Annotated in this window: 20 protein-coding genes and 1 pseudogene; 4 read left to right on the top strand and 17 right to left on the bottom strand. The window is 70.9% G+C overall.

The window, feature by feature from the left end; genetic code table 11:
• Window positions 1-18: 18 nt before the first annotated feature.
• Window positions 19-1,521, top strand: coding sequence for a histidine ammonia-lyase (hutH, locus tag AUC44_RS08320; protein ID WP_062158206.1), 1,503 nt, complete (start codon window positions 19-21; stop codon window positions 1,519-1,521).
• 184 nt (window positions 1,522-1,705) lie between these two features.
• Here the strand turns inward: hutH and AUC44_RS17355 are convergent.
• Window positions 1,706-1,804: pseudogene (locus AUC44_RS17355) on the bottom strand (hypothetical protein); the annotation flags it as partial.
• Window positions 1,805-1,874: 70 nt separating this feature from the next.
• Entirely contained in the window at window positions 1,875-2,225 is a 351-nt protein-coding gene (locus AUC44_RS17150; protein WP_062158205.1) for a histidine phosphatase family protein, read from the bottom strand.
• A 147-nt stretch (window positions 2,226-2,372) separates the two neighbouring features.
• Here AUC44_RS17150 and sdaAA point away from each other — a divergent pair, with 147 nt between their 5' ends.
• Window positions 2,373-3,266: an L-serine ammonia-lyase, iron-sulfur-dependent, subunit alpha gene (gene sdaAA / locus AUC44_RS08310; protein WP_062159757.1), complete on the top strand. Its 894-nt coding sequence runs from the start codon at window positions 2,373-2,375 to the stop codon at window positions 3,264-3,266.
• A gap of 57 nt (window positions 3,267-3,323) precedes the next feature.
• Here the strand turns inward: sdaAA and AUC44_RS08305 are convergent, their stop codons facing one another.
• The 5 genes from AUC44_RS08305 to AUC44_RS08285 all read right to left on the bottom strand — a co-directional run bounded on the left by AUC44_RS08305 (window position 3,324) and on the right by AUC44_RS08285 (window position 5,741).
• Entirely contained in the window at window positions 3,324-3,773 is a 450-nt protein-coding gene (locus AUC44_RS08305) for a hypothetical protein (RefSeq protein WP_157445243.1), read from the bottom strand.
• Between the two features lie 23 nt (window positions 3,774-3,796).
• Window positions 3,797-4,357, bottom strand: a complete 561-nt coding sequence (locus AUC44_RS08300) for a hypothetical protein (protein WP_062158203.1) — start codon at window positions 4,355-4,357, stop codon at window positions 3,797-3,799.
• The gene (locus AUC44_RS08295) at window positions 4,354-4,656 is read right to left on the bottom strand and encodes a PadR family transcriptional regulator (protein ID WP_062158202.1); all 303 of its coding nucleotides are present in this window, start codon (window positions 4,654-4,656) and stop codon (window positions 4,354-4,356) included. Before AUC44_RS08295 ends, AUC44_RS08300 begins: the two co-directional genes overlap by 4 nt.
• Before the next feature lie 69 nt (window positions 4,657-4,725).
• Window positions 4,726-5,403: an HAD family hydrolase gene (locus AUC44_RS08290; protein ID WP_062158201.1), complete on the bottom strand. Its 678-nt coding sequence runs from the start codon at window positions 5,401-5,403 to the stop codon at window positions 4,726-4,728.
• On the bottom strand, window positions 5,403-5,741 hold the full coding sequence (locus AUC44_RS08285; protein ID WP_062158200.1) for a histidine triad nucleotide-binding protein: 339 nt from the start codon (window positions 5,739-5,741) through the stop codon (window positions 5,403-5,405). The genes AUC44_RS08290 and AUC44_RS08285 overlap by 1 nt, the downstream gene beginning before the upstream one ends.
• A gap of 207 nt (window positions 5,742-5,948) precedes the next feature.
• On the opposite strand from AUC44_RS08285, the gene AUC44_RS08280 reads away from it, so the two are divergent.
• Entirely contained in the window at window positions 5,949-6,878 is a 930-nt protein-coding gene (locus AUC44_RS08280; protein WP_062158199.1) for a ferritin-like domain-containing protein, read from the top strand.
• A 177-nt stretch (window positions 6,879-7,055) separates the two neighbouring features.
• Here AUC44_RS08280 and AUC44_RS08275 read toward each other — a convergent pair whose 3' ends face one another.
• The 6 genes from AUC44_RS08275 to AUC44_RS08250 all read right to left on the bottom strand — a co-directional run bounded on the left by AUC44_RS08275 (window position 7,056) and on the right by AUC44_RS08250 (window position 12,344).
• Entirely contained in the window at window positions 7,056-7,415 is a 360-nt protein-coding gene (locus AUC44_RS08275; RefSeq protein WP_062159756.1) for a DUF705 domain-containing protein, read from the bottom strand.
• Window positions 7,416-7,548: 133 nt separating this feature from the next.
• Window positions 7,549-9,897, bottom strand: a complete 2,349-nt coding sequence (recG, locus tag AUC44_RS08270; protein WP_062158198.1) for an ATP-dependent DNA helicase RecG — start codon at window positions 9,895-9,897, stop codon at window positions 7,549-7,551.
• Between the two features lie 126 nt (window positions 9,898-10,023).
• The gene (locus tag AUC44_RS08265; RefSeq protein ID WP_062158197.1) at window positions 10,024-10,638 is read right to left on the bottom strand and encodes an LON peptidase substrate-binding domain-containing protein; all 615 of its coding nucleotides are present in this window, start codon (window positions 10,636-10,638) and stop codon (window positions 10,024-10,026) included.
• Between the two features lie 77 nt (window positions 10,639-10,715).
• Window positions 10,716-11,555 carry a tRNA (guanosine(37)-N1)-methyltransferase TrmD gene (trmD, locus tag AUC44_RS08260; RefSeq protein ID WP_062159755.1) on the bottom strand — a complete coding sequence of 280 codons (840 nt, stop codon included), beginning with the start codon at window positions 11,553-11,555 and terminating at the stop codon, window positions 10,716-10,718.
• Complete coding sequence (gene rimM / locus AUC44_RS08255) at window positions 11,545-12,108, bottom strand: ribosome maturation factor RimM (protein ID WP_417926345.1); 564 nt, start codon at window positions 12,106-12,108, stop codon at window positions 11,545-11,547. The genes trmD and rimM overlap by 11 nt, the downstream gene beginning before the upstream one ends.
• Window positions 12,105-12,344, bottom strand: a complete 240-nt coding sequence (locus tag AUC44_RS08250; RefSeq protein WP_058976649.1) for a KH domain-containing protein — start codon at window positions 12,342-12,344, stop codon at window positions 12,105-12,107. Before AUC44_RS08250 ends, rimM begins: the two co-directional genes overlap by 4 nt.
• Window positions 12,345-12,556: 212 nt before the next feature.
• Here AUC44_RS08250 and AUC44_RS08245 point away from each other — a divergent pair, with 212 nt between their 5' ends.
• Window positions 12,557-14,089 carry a B12-binding domain-containing radical SAM protein gene (locus AUC44_RS08245; protein WP_062158195.1) on the top strand — a complete coding sequence of 511 codons (1,533 nt, stop codon included), beginning with the start codon at window positions 12,557-12,559 and terminating at the stop codon, window positions 14,087-14,089.
• Between the two features lie 49 nt (window positions 14,090-14,138).
• Here the strand turns inward: AUC44_RS08245 and AUC44_RS08240 are convergent, their stop codons facing one another.
• From AUC44_RS08240 to AUC44_RS08225, 4 genes are read right to left on the bottom strand one after another with little or no spacing between them, the layout of a single operon-like run.
• Window positions 14,139-14,612, bottom strand: a complete 474-nt coding sequence (locus tag AUC44_RS08240) for an NUDIX domain-containing protein (protein WP_062158194.1) — start codon at window positions 14,610-14,612, stop codon at window positions 14,139-14,141.
• Window positions 14,609-16,009: a hypothetical protein gene (locus tag AUC44_RS08235; protein ID WP_062158193.1), complete on the bottom strand. Its 1,401-nt coding sequence runs from the start codon at window positions 16,007-16,009 to the stop codon at window positions 14,609-14,611. The genes AUC44_RS08240 and AUC44_RS08235 overlap by 4 nt, the downstream gene beginning before the upstream one ends.
• Before the next feature lie 53 nt (window positions 16,010-16,062).
• Window positions 16,063-16,881: an NAD(+) diphosphatase gene (nudC, locus tag AUC44_RS08230; RefSeq protein ID WP_082688995.1), complete on the bottom strand. Its 819-nt coding sequence runs from the start codon at window positions 16,879-16,881 to the stop codon at window positions 16,063-16,065.
• The gene (locus AUC44_RS08225; protein WP_062158192.1) at window positions 16,878-18,014 is read right to left on the bottom strand and encodes a vWA domain-containing protein; all 1,137 of its coding nucleotides are present in this window, start codon (window positions 18,012-18,014) and stop codon (window positions 16,878-16,880) included. The genes nudC and AUC44_RS08225 overlap by 4 nt, the downstream gene beginning before the upstream one ends.
• Window positions 18,015-18,089 lie beyond the last annotated feature (75 nt).

Genomic DNA, 18,089 nt, shown 5'->3' with positions numbered 1-18,089 from the left:
TCTCTGAAGGAGCCACCCGTGATTCTCGATCAACACCTGACCCTGCCGCAGTTCCTGTCCGTCGTGCGTGGCGGCGAGTCCGTCCAGCTGGCCGAGCCCGCGCGTGGGCGCATCCTGCGGGCGCGGGCGGTGATCGAGCGGATCGTGGACGGTCAGGCGGCGGTGTACGGCGTGAACACGGGCTTCGGGAAGTTCGCGTCGGTGCAGGTGCCGCGCGAGGGGCTGGAGGAGTTGCAGCTGAACCTGATCCTGTCGCACGCGATCGGGGTGGGCGAGGCCCTGCCGGGCGAGGTGGTGCGCGGCATGCTGCTGCTGCGCGCACAGTCCCTGGCGCTGGGGCACTCCGGGGTGCGGCCCGAGGTGGTGGAACTGCTGCTCTCGCTGCTGAACGCCCGGGCTCACCCGGTCATTCCGGCACAGGGCAGCGTGGGCGCGTCGGGGGATCTGGCGCCGCTGGCGCACCTGGCGCTGGCCCTGATCGGCCACGGCGAGATTGAGTACCGGGGTGAGGTGCGGCCGGGCGCGGACGTCCTGGCCGAGCTGGGCCTGAGCCCGCTGACGTTGCAGGCGAAGGAGGGACTGGCGCTCATCAACGGCACGCAGCTCATGGGCAGCCTGCTGGCGCTGGCGGTCGCGGACGCGCGCACCCTGCTGGGCACGGCGAACCTCGCGGCGGCCATGACGGTCGAGGCGATGTACGGCTCTCACCGGCCCTTCCAGCCGGACGTGGTGGGCCTGCGCCCCCACCCCGGCGCGGTCGCGGTGGCTGAGGAACTGCGCACCTTCCTGCGCGACTCGCAGATCGCGCCGTCGCATCTGGTCGGGGACGGGAAGGTGCAGGACGCCTACTCGCTGCGCGCCGCGCCGCAGGTGCACGGCGCGAGCCTGGACGCCCTCGCGCACGCCGAGCGGGTGCTGGCCGTGGAGTTCGCGTCCGTGACCGACAATCCCCTGATCTTCCCCGACACCGGGGACGTGGTCAGCGGCGGGAACTTCCACGGGCAGCCGCTCGCCGTGACCATCGACGCGCTGAAGGTCGCCGTGGCGGAACTCGGCAGCATCGCGGAGCGCCGCTGCGAGCAGCTCCTGAACCCCTCGCTGTCGGGACTGCCGGGCTTCCTGACGCCGCAGGGCGGTCTGAACAGCGGGTTCATGATCGCGCAGTACACCGCCGCCGCCCTCGTCAGCGAGAACAAGGTCCTCGCCCACCCCGCCAGCGTGGACACCATTCCCACCAGCGCCAACCAGGAAGACCACGTCAGCATGGGCGCCCACGGCGCCCGGCAGCTGCGCGCCATCCTGGAGAACGTGCAGAACGTCATCGGGATCGAACTGCTGTGCGCCGCGCAGGCCCTCGACTTCCAGAAACTCCACGCCGGACGCGGCGCACAGGCCGCCTGGGAACACATCCGCGCGCACATCCCCAACATGACCCGCGACCGCTACTACCGCCCCGACCTCCTGAAGATCGTGGAGATGGTGCGCAGCGGCGAACTGCTGCGCGTGGCGCGGGAGGCGTAGACAACCCCTCACCCTTCCGTCGCTTCGCGACTCCCTCCCTCTCCCCTGGGGAGCGGAACCGGGGGTGAGGGGTCCCTTACCGGTTCAGCCATACCAGTCCGCCCACGCCGCCGTCTGCGGGCAGGTCGAGGAGCGCGGTGCCGAGGTGCGCGAGATGGAAGGTCGGCGGCATGTCGGTGGCGGGCCAGCCGCGTACAGCGCGGATGAGGGCTCCGGCGAAGTCGTGGTGCGTGACCAGCGTGACCCTGTCCTGTTCGGGGTGCCGGGCGCGGAGGTCGGTCAGGACCTGTGTGGCGCGGGCGTGGAAAGGGGGTCCTCCCAGGCTTCCGCCCCACCGTCCCAGGGCTGACCGGTCAGGTGCGCGGGCAGTGCGCGCGGAGGCCAGCGTGGTCGCTGCCCGTGACGGGCGTGAAGCCTCCGGCGGGACCGATCGTCAGGCCGCCGTACTCGTAGGCCCGTTCGATGCCGTGTGCGGGGAGGGTCAGGCGGGCAGCGATGGGCGCGGCGGTCTGCACGGCGCGGAGCATCAGGCTGGTGTACAGGTGCGTCACGCCGTTCAGTTCGGCGTCCTGCGCGAACTGCCGGGCGCTGGCGTGCCCGCGCGCGGTCAGGGGCGGGTCGGGCTGCCGCGCCTGCGCGTGGTCGGGTCGGTCCTCGATCACGTTGTTCTCGGACTGCGCGTGCCGGATCAGCAGGAGCTTCACGGATGCACCGTACTGCGTCCGTGCGCTCCGGACGGCCTCACCGCGCGCTGATTCGGCTAGACAGGCCGGGGCGTACGATGGGAGCCACTTTTCCCCTGCCGCCTCACCCTTTCACCCTCCGTGCGCCGCGCACGCCTCAAGGACGCCATGACCACCCTCGACGACATCCTGAACGCCCCCCATCCCGCCTCCGACTGGATCCTCGCGCAGGACTGCGCCGAGACCGGCCTGCACCCCGACGACATCCGCGCCGAGATGCTGCGCCGCATCCGCGAGATGCGCGCCAGCATCGAGCGTGGCCTGAGCAGCGACGCCAGGAGCATCACGGGGATGGTCGGCTGGAACGCCAAGGGCCTCTGGGACGCCCCGGACGTGCTGGGCGCGCCCCTGCTGCGGCGCGTGCAGGCGTACGCGATGGCCGTGAACGAGGAGAACGCCCGCATGGGCCGCATCGTCGCCGCGCCCACCGCCGGCAGCGCGGGCACCATTCCCGGCGCGCTGATCGGCGTGGCCGACCACCTCGGTATTCCCGACGAGCGGCTGGTCAGCCCCATGATCCTCGCCGCCGGGATCGGCAAGGCCATCAGCAAGCGCATGTTCATCAGCGGCGCGGCGGGCGGCTGTCAGGCCGAGATCGGCTCCAGCGCGGCCATGGCCGCCGCCGCCATCGTGGAACTGATGGGCGGCACCCCCCGCGCCGCCGTGCACGCCGCCAGCATGGCCCTCATGAACACCATCGGCCTCGTGTGCGACCCGGTCGGCGGGTACGTGGAGGTCCCCTGCGTGAGCCGCAACGCCTTCTACGCCGTGCATGCCGTCAGCGCCGCCCAGCTTGCCCTGGCGCAACTGGAATCCTTCATCCCGCCCGACGAGGTCCTGGGCGCGATGGCCAGCGTGGGCCGCATGATGCCCGCCGCGCTGCGCGAAACCGCCGACGGGGGTCTCGCCCAGACGCCTACCGGACTGGCTGTCACCGCCCGCATGGAAGGCCGCAAGGACGGCGAGGGGCCGGGCGGCATGATCGAACTGCCCCTGGCGTAAACGGACAGAGCGGACCGACCCCAGCGCACATGGGGGCGGTCCGCTCCGCTGCTCACATCAGGCTGTCAGGAGCGCCCGTCGCGTGATGACTCGCTGGGTCGTTCCGGCCGCGCACGCCGCGATCACGGCCAGCACCGCTCCATCTGCATCTGCCACGCCGACGATTGGCGTGAATGGAGCCGCGTCTCCCAGCAGCGCCTGCAACCCCAACACGCCCAGCCACGCGCCCGGCAGGAACGCCAGCGCGCCCGCCCCGGCCTCCAGCGCCGCCACGAGCCGGGCACCCAGCAGTGACCCGGCTACGCCCGTCAGGAGCATCACGCCCACCCACAGGGCATCCGGCGCGTCGTACCTCCAGAGGAACTGCCCGAGCAGCACCATGCCCACGCCCAGAGCAGCGAACACCGCCGCCGCTTCACCTGCACCGCGCCACCCGAACCGTCGCGCCGCCTGTGTCGTTTCCATCGCCCATTCCCTGTCGTTCACGCTGGAGGCTTCGTTCTGCATGCCAGTTATCCACTCGTCGGGGGTCACGCGAGGCTCCGGGGTTGTTGCTGCTGGTGGCGGAAGGGGAGACCGAGGACGATGCCGAGGGCGGCGACACCCAGTGCGACGCTCAGGGGGTAGGTGGGGAACCCGGCGAAGTCACTGAGGATCAGGTTGCCGAGGCTGGAGATGGTGATGGTGCCCAGCGCGGCGCACAGCAGCGTAATCCAGTGGGGGACGCGCAGGCGGGTGGCAACGGCGGCGAGCATGAAGACGGTCAGGATCAATCCGACGATAGGCAGTTGTGGATCCTGGCTGCTGGTGATGGTCGTGATGGGCTGGGGGTTACCCAGGAGGTTCCATTTCAGGAAGGTCAAGCTGTCCACGCCGTTGCGAGCGGCCTCGCGGGTCAGGACGCCCCACTGGGTGGTCAGGGTCAGGGCGGCGGTGGCGGTCACGGTGCCCGTGGCGGCGAGCAGTGTGGTCAGGGCGGTGTGGGCCAACTGCCGGTGGCGCAGACTCTGGTGGGTGTCGCGGCTCCAATCCGTGTCCTGAACGCTGTCTGCTTCGTTCTGCATGCCGGTCTGCCAGTCGTCGTGGGTCATGTCAGGGCTCCTCTGGTGCGGGTGGTGGGGCTGGGGTCGTGGCGGTCACGGGCCAGCTGGAGGCCGCTCTGGGTCAGGCGGTAGATATGGCGGGGGGGTTTGCCGGGGTGGGGGGACTGTTCCCACTGGGCGTCGAGGTGGCCCTGTTCGTGCAGGCGCTGGAGGATGGGGTAGAGGGTCCCGCTTTTCAGACCGGTGCTCTTGGACAGGTCGTAGCCGTAGGTGTGGGCGGGGTAGGTGCGCTGGAGGGCGTGCAGGACGGCTTTCGTGTGCGGGCTGGAGTTGGGGGAGCGTGGCATGACTCATTAACAACATATGTAGAGTTTGAAGTCAAGCGAAGGCGAGGTGCTCGGAGCCTCGCCCGCCTGTCAGCCGCTGCCCGTCAGGCCCAGCGCCTCCTGCAACTCCCGGTGCGAGCGCAGCACCTGCGTGGCCCCGATGGCCTGCATCTGCGCGGCACTGTCCGGGTGGATGTGCCCGGCGGCCAGCAGCGCCAGCAGCGTCGCCCCGGCGCGCACCCCGGCCGTGCCGCCCGGCACGGAATCCTCGACGACCGCGCAGCGCGTGACGTCCACGCCCAGCTGCGCCGCCGCGAACACGTACAGCTCGGGGTGCGGCTTGCCCCGCCCGCCCACCCACGACGGGTCGTAGGCGTGCTCCCCGACCAGCTGTGCCAGTCCGGCCGAACGCAGCTTCAGGTGGAGGCGACCCCGTTCACTGTTGCTCGCCACCGCGAACGGAATGCCCGCCGCGCGCAGGGCCAGCAGCGTCTCCCGCGCGCCCTCGATGGCCGGGAGCTCATGGAACGCCTGATTGAACCGCTCCTCCAGCACCGGCAGGAACGCGTCCGTGGCCGTCCAGCCGTGCAACTCCTGAAGGCGCAGCAGCACGTTCGGGAAGGTCTGCCCGACCGCCAGATGCGAGAACTCGTTCGCTTGAATGGGCAGGCCGTGCTCGGCCAGCGTCCGCACCCACACGCCCTCCGCCAGGTGCTCGCTGTCCACCAGCACGCCGTCCAGATCGAACAGCACCGCGTCGAACAGCATCAGGTGTCGCTGTCCGGGCCGTGCTCCCAGCCCGCCAGGACGTGAATGTGCGTGTGGAAGATGACCTGGCCGCCCCCGGTCCCGCAGTTCACGACCAGCCGGTAATCCTCGGCGTGCTGCCGCGCCACCTTCACGGCTGTCAGCCACAGCTCGCCCATCTCGGCGGCGTCCGTGATGGCGTCCACGCGGGGCGTCATCCGCTTGGGAATCACCAGGAGGTGAACGGGAGCCTTCGGTGCGATATCCCGGATCGCGATGTAGTTTTCGTCCTCGAACACGATGTCACTGGGAATCTCCCGCGCGATGATCCGCTCGAACAGGGTGGGCTGGTCACTCATGCCGCCCACTCTACCCACCCCACTCGCCTTCATGTGACGTTCACGTTCAGCCCGGTCGTGATCCAACCGCCCGCGCCCCTGCATATGGCTGGATGTCAAGCACGACCCCCGCCACCCGGCGAGGGCTCACCCCTCCAACCTCCCCACCCCCACACCGGACCCCCCGACAGGCGGCGTCCAGGGGCGACCACACCCAGGAGCACTGGCATGAGCCACGACACCGAACAGCAGAACATCACCGACGCCACCAACGAGTCCGCCATGAACCGCCGCGCCGCCATGGGCTTCCTCGGCAAGCTCGGCCTGGGCGCCGCCGCCATGGGCCTCACCGCGGGCAGCACCGCCAGCGCCGCCCCCGCCAAGAACATCGACGGCGACGTCCTGAACTTCGCCCTGAACCTCGAGTATCTCGAAGCGGCCTTCTACCTCGCCGCCGTGGGCCGCGTGAACGAACTGCGCAAGATCGGCGGCGGCGCCGACATCATCCTGCCCGCCAGCCTCGACCAGGACCGCGGCATGCAGTTCAAGGACGGCAACGTCCAGGCCCTCGCCCGCGACATCGCCGAGGACGAACTCGCGCACGTCAAGTTCCTGCACGGCGCACTCGGCAAGGCCGCCGCGCCCCGCCCCGTCATCGACCTGAACGGCGCCTTCCGCGCCGCCGGACAGGCCGCGAGCGGCGGGAAGATCGACGGCTTCAACCCCTTCGCCAACGACCTGTTCTTCCTGCACGGCGCGTTCATCTTCGAGGACGTGGGCGTCACCGCCTACAACGGCGCCGCGACCCTGATCACCAACCCCGCGTACCTCCAGGCCGCCGCCGGCATCCTCGCCGTTGAGGCGTACCACGGCGGCGCCATCCGCAGCATGCTCTTCCAGCAGCGTCAGGTCACCGCCGCCGCTGGCCTGTACGTCGGGCAGGTCGTGCAGGCCATCAGCAACCTGCGCGGCAAGGTCGGCGGCATGAAGGATCAGGGCCTCACCGACAACGCCGGCCGCGCCGTCATCGCCCCGGCCGACGCGAACGGCGTCGCGTTCCCCCGCAGCACCCGCGAAGTGCTGAACATCGTCTACCTCGCCCCCGGCGCGAAGAAGGGCGGCTTCTACCCCAACGGCCTGAACGGCAACATCAAATAAGCCGGACTCCGGTTGGACGGTTTACACGAACCGTTCAACCCGAGCAGAGCGAGAAGGAGACGCCAGGGTTCCGGAAGAGGAGTGGGCCGATCGGAAGGTCACCGATCGGCCCACGAAACGGACGGAATCCGGAGAACACCGGTTCAACAGAACCGTTCCCACCCGCCGGTCAGGGCCTCAGCGCTCTGACCGGCGGGTGCTGTCCAGCGCCTCCCGGTAGGACGCTACCGACTCGCCCGGGCAGGACAGCGGATGCACCTGCATCAGCCGCCACCACGACTCGACCCGCTGGTCGTCCAGCAGGACCTGCGGTTTGGGCAGGAACGCCGTGAACACGCCCTCCAGGCCCACCTCAAGCGCACTGTCCCGCGCGTACTTGGCCCCGCCAGAACTCCAGCAGTACAACTCTGCGCCCTGCGCCGCCAGCTCCCGCACGTGCGCGATCGCCCCCGGGATCGGCACCCGCGACCGCCCCACGTTCCGCACCAGCGTCTCGTCCACATCCACGTACACCACAAGCGGTGGCGGGGCCATCATACGGATTCCGTCTGTTTCGTTGGCGACCCGGAACGGCACCGGGTCGCCAGCTTCACGTCCGGAACCCGCTCTGTTCCTTCTCGCATCCGCTCGGATTGAACGGTTTTTGCAAACCATTCAATCGGAATCCACATCAGATCACTTCTCTGTAGGCGACGCTCTGGCTGCGGTTCTGGAGTTCGCTGCGCAGGTACTGGAGGCGCGGGTGTTCCAGTTTCGGGTCGTGCGCGAGGATGTGCTTGGCGAGTTCGCGGGCCTGTTCGATGATCTGCGTGTCGTTGGCGAGGTCCGCGAGGCGCAGGTCCGGGATGCCGCTCTGGCGGGTGCCGCGGATCTCGCCGGGGCCGCGGAGTTTCAGGTCGGCCTCGGCGATCACGAACCCGTCGGTGCTGCCTTCGATGATCTTGAGGCGCTGGCGGGTTTTCTTGCTGTGTTCCCCGGCGATCAGGACGCAGTAGCTCTGGGCGCTGCCCCGGCCGACGCGGCCGCGCAGCTGGTGCAGCTGGGCGAGGCCGAAGCGTTCGGCGTTCTCGATGACCATGACGGTGGCGTTGGGGACGTCCACGCCGACCTCGATGACGGTGGTGGACACGAGAATGTCGAAGTCGTGCGCGCGGAAGCGGTCCATGACAAAGTCCTTCTCGGCGGCGCTCATCTTGCCGTGCAGCAGGTCGATGCGCGCCTCGGGGAGGATGGTCCCCAGGTCGTCGGCGAGTTGCGTGGCGGCGAGCAGTTCGAGGTTCTCGTTCTCCTCGATCAGGGCGGTGACGACGAAGGCCTGCCGCCCCTCGCGGATCTGGCGCATGACGAACCCGTACGCCTGCTGCCGGGCGGTGTCCTGAATCAGTTTGGTCTCGATGGGCGTGCGGCCCGGCGGCAGTTCGTCGATGACGCTGAGTTCCAGGTCGCCGTACGCGGTGAGCGCCAGCGAGCGGGGGATGGGTGTGGCGCTCATGACGAGTACGTCGGGGCGGCCCGCGAGGAGCTTGCGGCGCTGCTGCACGCCGAAACGGTGCTCTTCGTCCACGACGGCCAGCCCGAGGTTGTCGAAGCGGACGTTCTCCTGGATGAGGGCCTGGGTGCCCACGACGACGTCCACGTCTCCTTCCGCGATGCGGGTCTGCATCTCCAGTTTCGCTTTGGGCGTCATCGCGCCGATGAGGAGGCCCACGCGGATGTCGAGTTGCCCGAGGTAGCCGACGAGGTTCGCGTAGTGCTGCCGCGCGAGGATCTCGGTGGGGGCCATCAGCGCGCCCTGGTAACCGTCGCGCACGGCGAGGTACAGGGCGCAGGCGGCCACGGCGGTCTTGCCGCTCCCCACGTCCCCCTGCACGAGGCGGGCCATCTGGCGGTCGCTGCGCATGTCGTCCGTGATCTCCAGCAGCACGCGCCGCTGCGCGTTCGTGAAGCGGAACGGCAGCGCGCCCTCGAAGGTGTGGATGTCGTCCCCCTTCGCGTTGAAGCGTTTGCCCTGCAGCACGGCGTCCTCACCCTGGAGGAGCATGCGCAGTTCCAGGAACAGGTACTCGTCGAAGCGCAGGCGGTGGTTCGCGCGGCTCAGGTGCGCCTCGTCCGCCGGGAAGTGGATGCCCCACAGGGCGTCGCCCAGGTCGGTCACGCCGTACTGCCGCCGCCAGTGTGCGGGCAGGTAATCGTCGAGCGGCACGGCCTGGAGGGTGCGGAACGCGGCGCGGCGCAGGAACTCCTGCGAGATGCCGTCCTTCGCGTCGTACACGCCCACGATCCGCCCGGTGCTGAGGCTGTCCTGCGCGCCGTCCACCGTCTCTAGGTGCTCCACGCCCAGCTGCACGCTGCGCCCGAAGCGCTTCACGCGGCCCGTCAGGACCAGCCGGGCGCCCTCACGTAGCTGCTTTTCCACCCACGGCTGGTTGAACCACGTGGCCTTCACGCGCCCACCGGACGGCGTCTCCAGCGTCACGTCCAGGATCTGCATGCCGGGCTTGGGGCTGCGGCGGGACTTGGCGACCACGCGGCCCTCCACCGTGACCTTCTGGCCGTCCTCGACCTCGGACAGGTCCGGCAGGGCGCGGCGGTCCTCGTGCCTGTGGGGGTAGGCGTGCAGCACGTCGCGCAGCAGGTGCAGGCCCAGCGTGTGCAGCTTGCGCGCGCCGCCGGGGCCACTGTCGAGCCGCTCGACCGGCGCGTCCGGCGGCAGGCGCTCACCGGGCGCGGCGGTGGGGACGGCGGCGCGCCGGGCGACCGGGGCCGCTTTCGGGGCCGTTCCCTTCGCGGGCGTGCCGGTGAGGAGGTCCAGGGCGGCGCGCAGGGCCACCTCGCGCCCGGCCGCGTCCAGGGCCGCGTACCCGGCCAGCGCCTCGCGCACCTTCGGGAAGGGGTTCCCCAGTGGCGAGGCCAGCAGTTTCTCCACGCCGCCCGCCACCACGCGGTTCTGGCAGCCGGACGCCAGTTCTGCCGCCAGCGGCCGCCGCAGTTTCTCCTGTAATTCCGCCACCGTCGCCATCGGACAGACAGCCTATCAGAGTGGGGCGGATTCTGTGTGGGGCAGAATGTTGGTGGGTCAGAGAGTCGAGGGTCCAAGCGTCTGAGACTATTCCCCTTAGACGTTTAGACCCTCGACCCCTGCCCGTCAGTTCAGCGTCTTCGCGGTCGTCGGGACCTGTGCCAGCAGGTGACCGAGCCGGTCGAGCAGCGTCCGGGCGCGCAGGGCGTCCTCGCGGGCCTCGCCGCTCAGGGGCAGGACGCTCGCGGCGAAACTGGCGATCAGGAGGGGATCGTCCGGAGCGGCGGCGCGCAGGGCGTCGGTGTTCTCCGGGTTCAGGCGCAGCAGGGCGGACAGCAGTTCACGGGCGGTGGCCTGCGCCGCCTGCTCGGCCTCCAGCGGGTTCAGCTCCGCCTCGGCGGCCAGCGGCCACAGGGCCACGTCGGCACTCAGGTATGGGTGGTCCGTGTGGAACGCCTGCACCTGGAACCGCTCGCCGCCCGCGATGATGATCGTGCTCGTGCCGTCCTCGTGGGGGTCGGCGTGCCGCAGGTGCGCCAGCGTGCCCACGCGCGAGACCCGGTCCTGGAACGGCAGGTCGGACTCCTTGGACGTCTGGAGGATGCGCACGATCCCGAACGGCTCCCCGCTGGCCTGCACGTCGGCCAGCAGCGTGCGGTACCGGGGCTCGAACACGTAGAGTGGCAGGACCACGCCCGGGAAGAGCACCAGATTCGGCAGGGGAAACAGCGGAACGCGCATAGGCTGCTATGCTGGCGCGTTCTGCCCCCCGCAACTTGAGTGCATCCCACAGAAGAAAAGGAGTCTTGACTGGACTCTCACGTTCCGGAGGGCGTGTCGTCCGGCTTCCTGCGCCGTTTCACCTTTTTCGGGGGTGGCGGAGGGGGCGCGCCCCAGGCCCTCAGGTCGTCCGGGGTGGCGCCCAGGGCCAGCAGCGTGGCGCTGTCCTGTGGGGTGAGCGGGGCCGAGGCCAGCAGATCCGGACGGCGCGCCAGCGTGCGCTTCAGGGCCTGCTCGCGCCGCCACGCCGCGATGGCCGCGTGGTTCCCGCCGCGCAGCACCTCCGGCACCTCCTGCGCCTGCCACGCCAGGGGCCGCGTGTACTCGGGGTAATCCAGCAGGCCTGAACTGAACGAGTCCGCCCGGTGCGAGTCCGCGTCGCCCAGCACGCCGGGCCGCAACCGGGCCACGGCCTCCAGCACGCACGCGGCGGCCGCCTCGCCGCCCATCATCACGAAGTCCCCGATGCTCAGCTCGCGCGTGACCAGCCCCTCCACGCGGGCGTCGAAGCCCTCGTAGCGGCCGCACAGGAATGCGAGGTGCGACTTCGCGGCCAGTTCCTCCGCGACCGCCTGCGTCAGCGGCTGCCCGGCCGGACTGAACAGGATCACCTCGTCGGCGGGCGGCAGGCTGGCGAGTGCCCGTTCGGCGACGTCCACGCGGATCACCATGCCCGCCCCGCCCCCGTAGGGCGTGTCGTCCACCTTCAGGTGTTTGTTCTGCGAGAAGTCCCGCATGTTCACGAGATTCACGTCCACCAGCCCCCGTTCGCGCGCCTTCCCGAGGATCGCCTCGGACGCGAAGGGCGCCAGCAACTCGGGAAACAGCGTCAGGAACGAGAAGGTCAGCGGGCCGTCCGGGGTGGGCTCAGGCGTCATCGCCGCCGACCTCAGGGGCATCCGCCTCCAGCAGCCCCGCCGGAGCGTCCGCTGAGAGCGCCAGCGACGCCGGGCGCCTGCGGTCGTTCAGGTTCACGAGCACGTACGGCGCCTGAAGGGGCACGAACGACTCGCCGCCCTCGTGCCGCACGACCAGCAGGTCCTGATGCCCGCCGTCCTCCACGTCCACGACCTCGCCCAGCACCTCGCCGGCGGCGCCGTGCAGCGTCAGTCCGCGCAACTCGTGGTAGTAGTACACGCCCTCCTCGGGCTCGGGCAGCTCGTCGTCCGCCGCGAACACGTTCAGGCCGCGCAGTTCCTCGGCCGCCTCGCGCGACGTGACGCCCGCCAGATGCAGCGCCACGCCCGGCGCGAGCATCTCCAGCCGCGCCACGCGCAGCCAGCCGCGCCCCTCCACGAACACCCGTTTCAGCGCGCGGAACTGCTCCTGGTCGCCCAGCACGTACACCTTCACGCCGCCCTTCACGCCATGCGGCCCGAGGAAGTACCCGAGCCGCGTCCGGTCCTGCCCGCCCGTCACCCCGCCAGTCACGCTTTTCTGGGCGCGTCCAGGTCGACGTTCAGTCGTTCGCGCGGGTCGGAGGCGGCGCGCACGAGCGTGCGGATCGCCTGGATCACGCGGCCCTGACGGCCGATCAGGCGGCCCTCCTCGCCGGGGCCGACGCGGACCATCACGGTCGGGCCGCGCTTCGAGACGCGCACCAGCGACGGCTGGTCCACCACGCTCTGCGCCAGGAACAGGGTCAGATCCACAGGATCACTCTTCATGCGCGGCATTCTACGCCATGCACCCCGCACGCACCGGGCGCCTCTGATGCCCCCACCGTGGGCCCCAGTCCGCAGCGGCACGTGACGCGCCCCCCACTTGCGCCTCCCCGCGTCCGCTAGAATCGCCGATTGTGACGCGCGCCGCCCCAGGGCGGACCCGGTGAGGAGCCCGGAGGGACACCCCCCTCCAGCCGCGCGCCCCCGGAGGACCCTTGAGCTACTGGCGCACGACCATCAAACCCCTGCTGGACGACGAGACCGGCACGATCTACAAGCAGGCCCCCGTCCGCGTGACCCTGGCCTTCCCGAACCGCTACTCGGTGGGCATGGCCTCGCTGGGCTACCAGGTCATCTACCGCATGTTCAACCAGGAAGAAGGCGTCGCCTGCGAACGCGCCTTCCTGCCCGACGACGTGGACGCCTTCGAACGCACCGGTCAGGCCCTGCCCACCGTGGAGACCGGGCGGGACGCCGGGGACTGCGAACTGTTCGCCCTGAGTGTCTCGTTCGAGCTGGACCTGACGAACATCATCCGCACGCTGGACGTGGCGGGCCTGCGCCCCCTGCGCGAGGAACGGGACGACCGCGACGCGCTGGTCATGATCGGCGGGCCGTTCACGAGCAGTAACCCCTACCCACTGACGCCCTTCGCGGACATCATCGTGATCGGCGACGGCGAGCAGATCGTGCCCGTCATCAGCGAGGCGCTGCGTGAAGCGACGAGCCGCGAGGACTTCTACGACCTGATCGACGGGATGCCCGGCATCTTCCTGCCCGCCCGGCACGCCCATGAACCCAAGTGGGCCACCGCGCCCAAGGAACTGCTCCCCGCGTACAGCCAGATCGTCACGCCGCACAGCGAACTGAGCAACATGTTCCTCGTGGAAGCCCAGCGCGGCTGCCCCCGCCCCTGCACCTTCTGCCTCGCCCGCACCATGTACGGCCCGAACCGCAACAACCAGGCGCAGGAACTGCTCGACACCATCCCCGACTGGGTGGAGAAGGTCGGCCTGGTCGGCGCGGCCCTCAGCGACTTCCCGCACACCAAGTACGTGGGCCGCACCCTGACCGACCGCGGCATCAAGCTGGGCGTCAGCTCCATCCGCGCCGACACCGTGGACGCCGAACTGGCCGAGATCCTCAAGGCCGGCGGCCTGCGCACCTTCACCGTCGCGAGCGACGCGCCCAGCGAACGCCTGCGCCGCTGGCTGAAGAAGGGCATCACCACCGAGGACCTCACCAAGACCGCGCACATCAGCCGCGACCTGGGCTTCAAGGGCGTCAAGGTGTACATGATGATCGGCCTCGGCCCCGAGAACGACGACGACATCACCGAACTGATCGAGTTCACCAAGGACCTCGCGAAGATCAACCGCATCGCGCTGGGCATCAGCCCGTTCGTGCCCAAACGCCACACGCCGCACTTCGCGGACCCCTTCGCGGGCGTGCAGACCATCGAGAAGCGCATGAAACGCATCCAGAAGGAACTGCGCACCACCGCCGAACTCCGCAACGTGTCCGCCAAGTGGGCCTGGGTGGAATCGGTCATCGCGCGCGGCGGCCCCGAGGTCGGCATGGCCGCCTACCAGATCTACCGGAACGAGAGCATCGGCGCGTGGAAGAAAGCCCTGGAGGAAGTCGGCTGGAGCGACGAGTTCGAGGCGAACACGCCCAGCATCGGCCTGCCGCCCGGCCAGTACGAGAGCAAGGACGTCAGCGCCCACGCCCAGGGCCTCGCCATCTGACCCGAACCTCACGAGAAGCCCCCTCCACATCTGCTGGAGGGGGCTTGTTCTACGCTTCCCGGTTCAGAATATGCCGCACCTCGCCCGGCGGGACGCGCAGCAGGTCCCGGACGACCAGCGGGTACACCGGGGTCGCCTCGATCCGGTCGAAGGGCACCCACTGACACTGCACGTCCGGGTTGTCGTGCACGGTGAACGTCCCGTCCGGCAGGTCGGGTGGGGCGGGCAGGTGGTAGTAGAAGCCGATCTCGTGCTCGCGCCGACCCGGCGGGCCGAAGAAGCTCTCGACGACCCCGACCAGCCGCAGCTCGCCTGCGGTCAGGCCGGTCTCCTCGTGCCATTCGCGCGCGGCGGCCTGCGCGGCATCCTCGTCCGCCCTGACCGCGCCGCCCGGCAGGAAGTGAAAGCCGCTGCCGTGCTCGCCGGGCCCGCAGTTCGTCAGGAGCGTGTCCCCGCGCGTGCAGAGGATCACGGCCCGCACACTGAACTTCACGTTCCCCAGCGGCAGGCGGATGTCGGTCACGCGCCGGCCCGCGCGGCCTCCTCACGCACGCTGACCTCCGGATCGGCCCGCAGCGCGTCCCGCACGGTGGGGGAGAGGTCGGCGCGTCCGGCGACGGCCAGCCGCACCCCCTCGTCCGTGTCCCCGGCCAGGACCCCCAGGTCCTCGGGGTTGAGGTTCGGGTGCAGGGCCGCCGCGCGGCGCACCCCGGCATTCGGGTCGCGGGCCAGCCCCGCCAGCGTCCCGCCCGGGGTGGCGGTCGCGTAGGCCACCGCGCGGCGCACCTCCGGGTTCGGGTCGCCCGCCAGCACCTCCAGCTGCGCCTCGCCCAGGTCCGGGCGCACCGCCAGCACCGTCCGCACACTCGCATCCGGGTCGCTCAGCAGGGCGTCCAGCACCGACGCGGGAATCCCTTCCGCGCTCGCCACGTGCAGGCGGATGTCCGCCTCAGGTGCGCGGGCCAGCGCCAGGACCGCGCCCTCCGGCAGGTCACTGCGCTCCAGCACGGCGCGGCGCACCGTCTCGGACTCGTCGCCCGCCAGCCGCGTCAGCACCTCCGCCGGGGCGTCCGGGCGGCGGGCCAGCGCGGCGCGCACGTCCGGGTCAGCATCCACCTCGGCGCGGGCCAGCCACTCCGCCGGGACCGTCCACGCCTGGAGCGCCGCTGCGCGCACCAGCGGCTGGTCGTTCGTCGCCAGCCACTCCCGCACCGACCGGGGCAGATCCACCCGGCGCGCCAGGGTCGCCAGCACGTCCGGGTCGCCGTCCGCCGCGAGCTGGATCATGCAGTCCAGCGGCAGGTCCAGCCGCCGCGCCACCCCGGCGCGCACCATGCCGTGCGCGTCCCCGACGAGCACGCGCAGCACGTCGCCCGGCAGGTCGGGGCGGGACGCCACCGCCTTGCGCACGTCGTAATCGTCATCCGCCGCCAGCTGCCGCACCAGCCCCTCGGGCAGCGCGTCCCGGCGCGCGACCGCCTCGCGGATCTGCCACCCGGCGTCCTGCGCCAGCGCCGCCACCCGCTCGGCACTCAGGTCCGCCCGGCCCGCCAGCGCCGTGCGCACCGCGTAATCCTCGTGCCGCAGCGCCGAGTCCACCACCCACCCCGGCACGCCCGGCGCGTTCAGCAGCGCGATCACCCCGTCCGCCGGAAATACCCCCAGCAGGTTCGGGCGCGCCAGCCGCATCAGCGGCAACCCCGGGTTTGCGAGCACGTCCGCCGGGTACGCCGCCGCCAGGGACCCCAGCACCTCCACGGGCGTGTTCGGGTGCCGCGCCACCCGCGCCCGCACCCGCGCGTCGGGATGCGCCGACAGGCCCGAGAGCGTATCCGCCGTCGCGCGCGGCGCACCCGCCGCCTCCAGCGCCCCCTCCACACCCAAGATCGTCAGCGTCCGCGGGTCAAGCTCACCAGTCATCGCAGCGATGATGGCACGGGCGAGGGGGGCAGGGGGGTGGGGGCGGCGGGTTGCTACTTCAGGGCCTCGGCCACCGCCCCGTCGATCAGCGCCCGCGCGATGCTGAACGCGGCGGGCAGTGTGGGGAGGTCGGTGACGGGGAACCAGCGGGCGTCGTCGATCTCGCCGGGCTGCGGGGTGATGTCGCCGCCCGCGTACTCGGCGGTGAAGCCCAGCATCAGCGAGTGCGGGAACGGCCACGGCTGACTGAACTGGTACCGCAGGTCACGGACCTCCACGCCCACCTCCTCCTGCACCTCGCGCCGGGCCGCGGCCTCCAGGGTCTCGGAGGGTTCCACGAAGCCCGCCAGCGCGGAGTACATGCCGGGTGGGAAGTGCGGGCTGCGGGCCAGCAGCAGTTCGGTGTCCCGGCCCTGCCCGCGCCGGATGAGCACCATCGCGACGGGGGCCACGCGCGGGTACACCGTCAGGCCGCAGTTCGGGCAGCGGCGCGAGCGTTCATGCGTGGCGTCGCTCAGGGGCGCAGCGCAGCGGCCACAGTAGCGGTGCGTGCGCGCGAACTCGATGACCTGCGCGGCGTACCCGGCCAGCCCCATGTGGTGATCGGGCAGGCGGCCGAAGCCGGACCGGACCGGCACCGACTGGAAGCCGCCGGGCAGGTCGCCGTCCAGGCCCGCCGCCAGATACGACGTGCCGTCCAGGGTGCCCAGCGGCGTCACGTCCACCGCGGGCAGCGGGGCCTCCCCGGTCGGCAGGGTGCCGTCCGCGCGCAGCACCAGTTTCGGCCCATCGAACACGAACCATACCGACCCCGCCTCCGGGGCCAGAGTTAGGGCGACCTCGAAGCCGTCCGGGCGACTGGTCGCCTTCATGTGTGTTCCTCCAGGCGCAGGACCTCACCGAAGGGGAAGCCCTCGTCCTCCAGGCCGCCGGGCGGCACGACCCACAGGGTGGGCAGGCGCGGCGCGGCGTCGGGAAAGTCGCCGTACCCGTCGGTCAGGTAGATCAGGACGTCCGGTTCATGCTCGTCCAGCAGCTGGAAGATGGGGCGGAAGTCGGTGCCGCCGCCCCCCTGCGGTGGGGGAATCTCGCCGCCGGGTGTCAGGTCGTGCGGGCCGTACGCTTCCGTATCGGCGTAGTAGAGGGTCGCGCGGACGTGCGGGTACGCGCCCAGCACGCCCTGCACCTCGCCCACCAGCGCCCGCACGGCGTCGTCGTCCACGCTGCCGGACGTGTCCACCGCGATCAGCGCGGTCAGGGACTCGTCGTCCAGCGCCTCCAGGTACAGGCCGCGCCCCACGAACCGCCGGTCGAAGCCCCCGAAATCCACCGGGGTGCGCGCCAGGAAGCGCCACAGGTGCGCCCGCCAGTCCAGTCGCGCCGGGGCGAGCCGCTGCAACTCGCGGTGCTCGCCCAGCGGGTCGTCGCCCTTGCCGCTCATGGCCTCCACGCTGCGCGCCTGCGCCAGCGCCTGCTGCCACTGCCGCTGCGTCTGCCCGGCCTGCCCCGGCTTCTGCCCGCGCGGCGGCGCGTCGCTGGGCGGCCCGTCGAGCAGGTCGTCCCCCTCGTCCTCACCGTCGCCCTGGGCTTCCGCCTCGATGGACGTGTACACCTCCTCGACACTCAGACGTTCCAGGTGCTCGTCCCGCCGCGACTGCGGCGGCGTGGGCAGCCCCGCCGCCGACACCATGCCGTTCACGATCAGGTCGGCGGCCTTGTTCCAGCGTTTCTTCTCACGCGGGCCGCGCCGCTCCACGTGCGACAGCGCCGCATGGAGCACCTCGTGCAGCAGCAGCCCGTCCAGCACGTCCGGCGCCAGGGTCGCGGCGACTTCCGGGTTCACGTACACCCGCTCGCCGTCCGTGCCTGCCGCCGCGACCTCCCGGGACGGCACGAACTCCGCGTGCAGCAGCAGCGTCGCGAAGAACGCCGACCGCCCCCGCAGGCGCAACCGGGAGCCGGAGATCAGGCGCTGGAATTCGGGAGTGACGGGAACTGGGGTCATGGCGTGACCACCGCCGATGGCTGATGGCAGATGGCCAAAGGTGCTATCCGCCAGCTGCCATTTGCCTTCTGCTCA

The sequence above is a fragment of the Deinococcus actinosclerus genome (genome assembly GCF_001507665.1).
GTDB lineage: Bacteria > Deinococcota > Deinococci > Deinococcales > Deinococcaceae > Deinococcus > Deinococcus actinosclerus.
The sequence above is the reverse complement of the archived record's forward strand: the minus strand, read 5'-3'. Positions and strand labels throughout refer to the sequence as shown.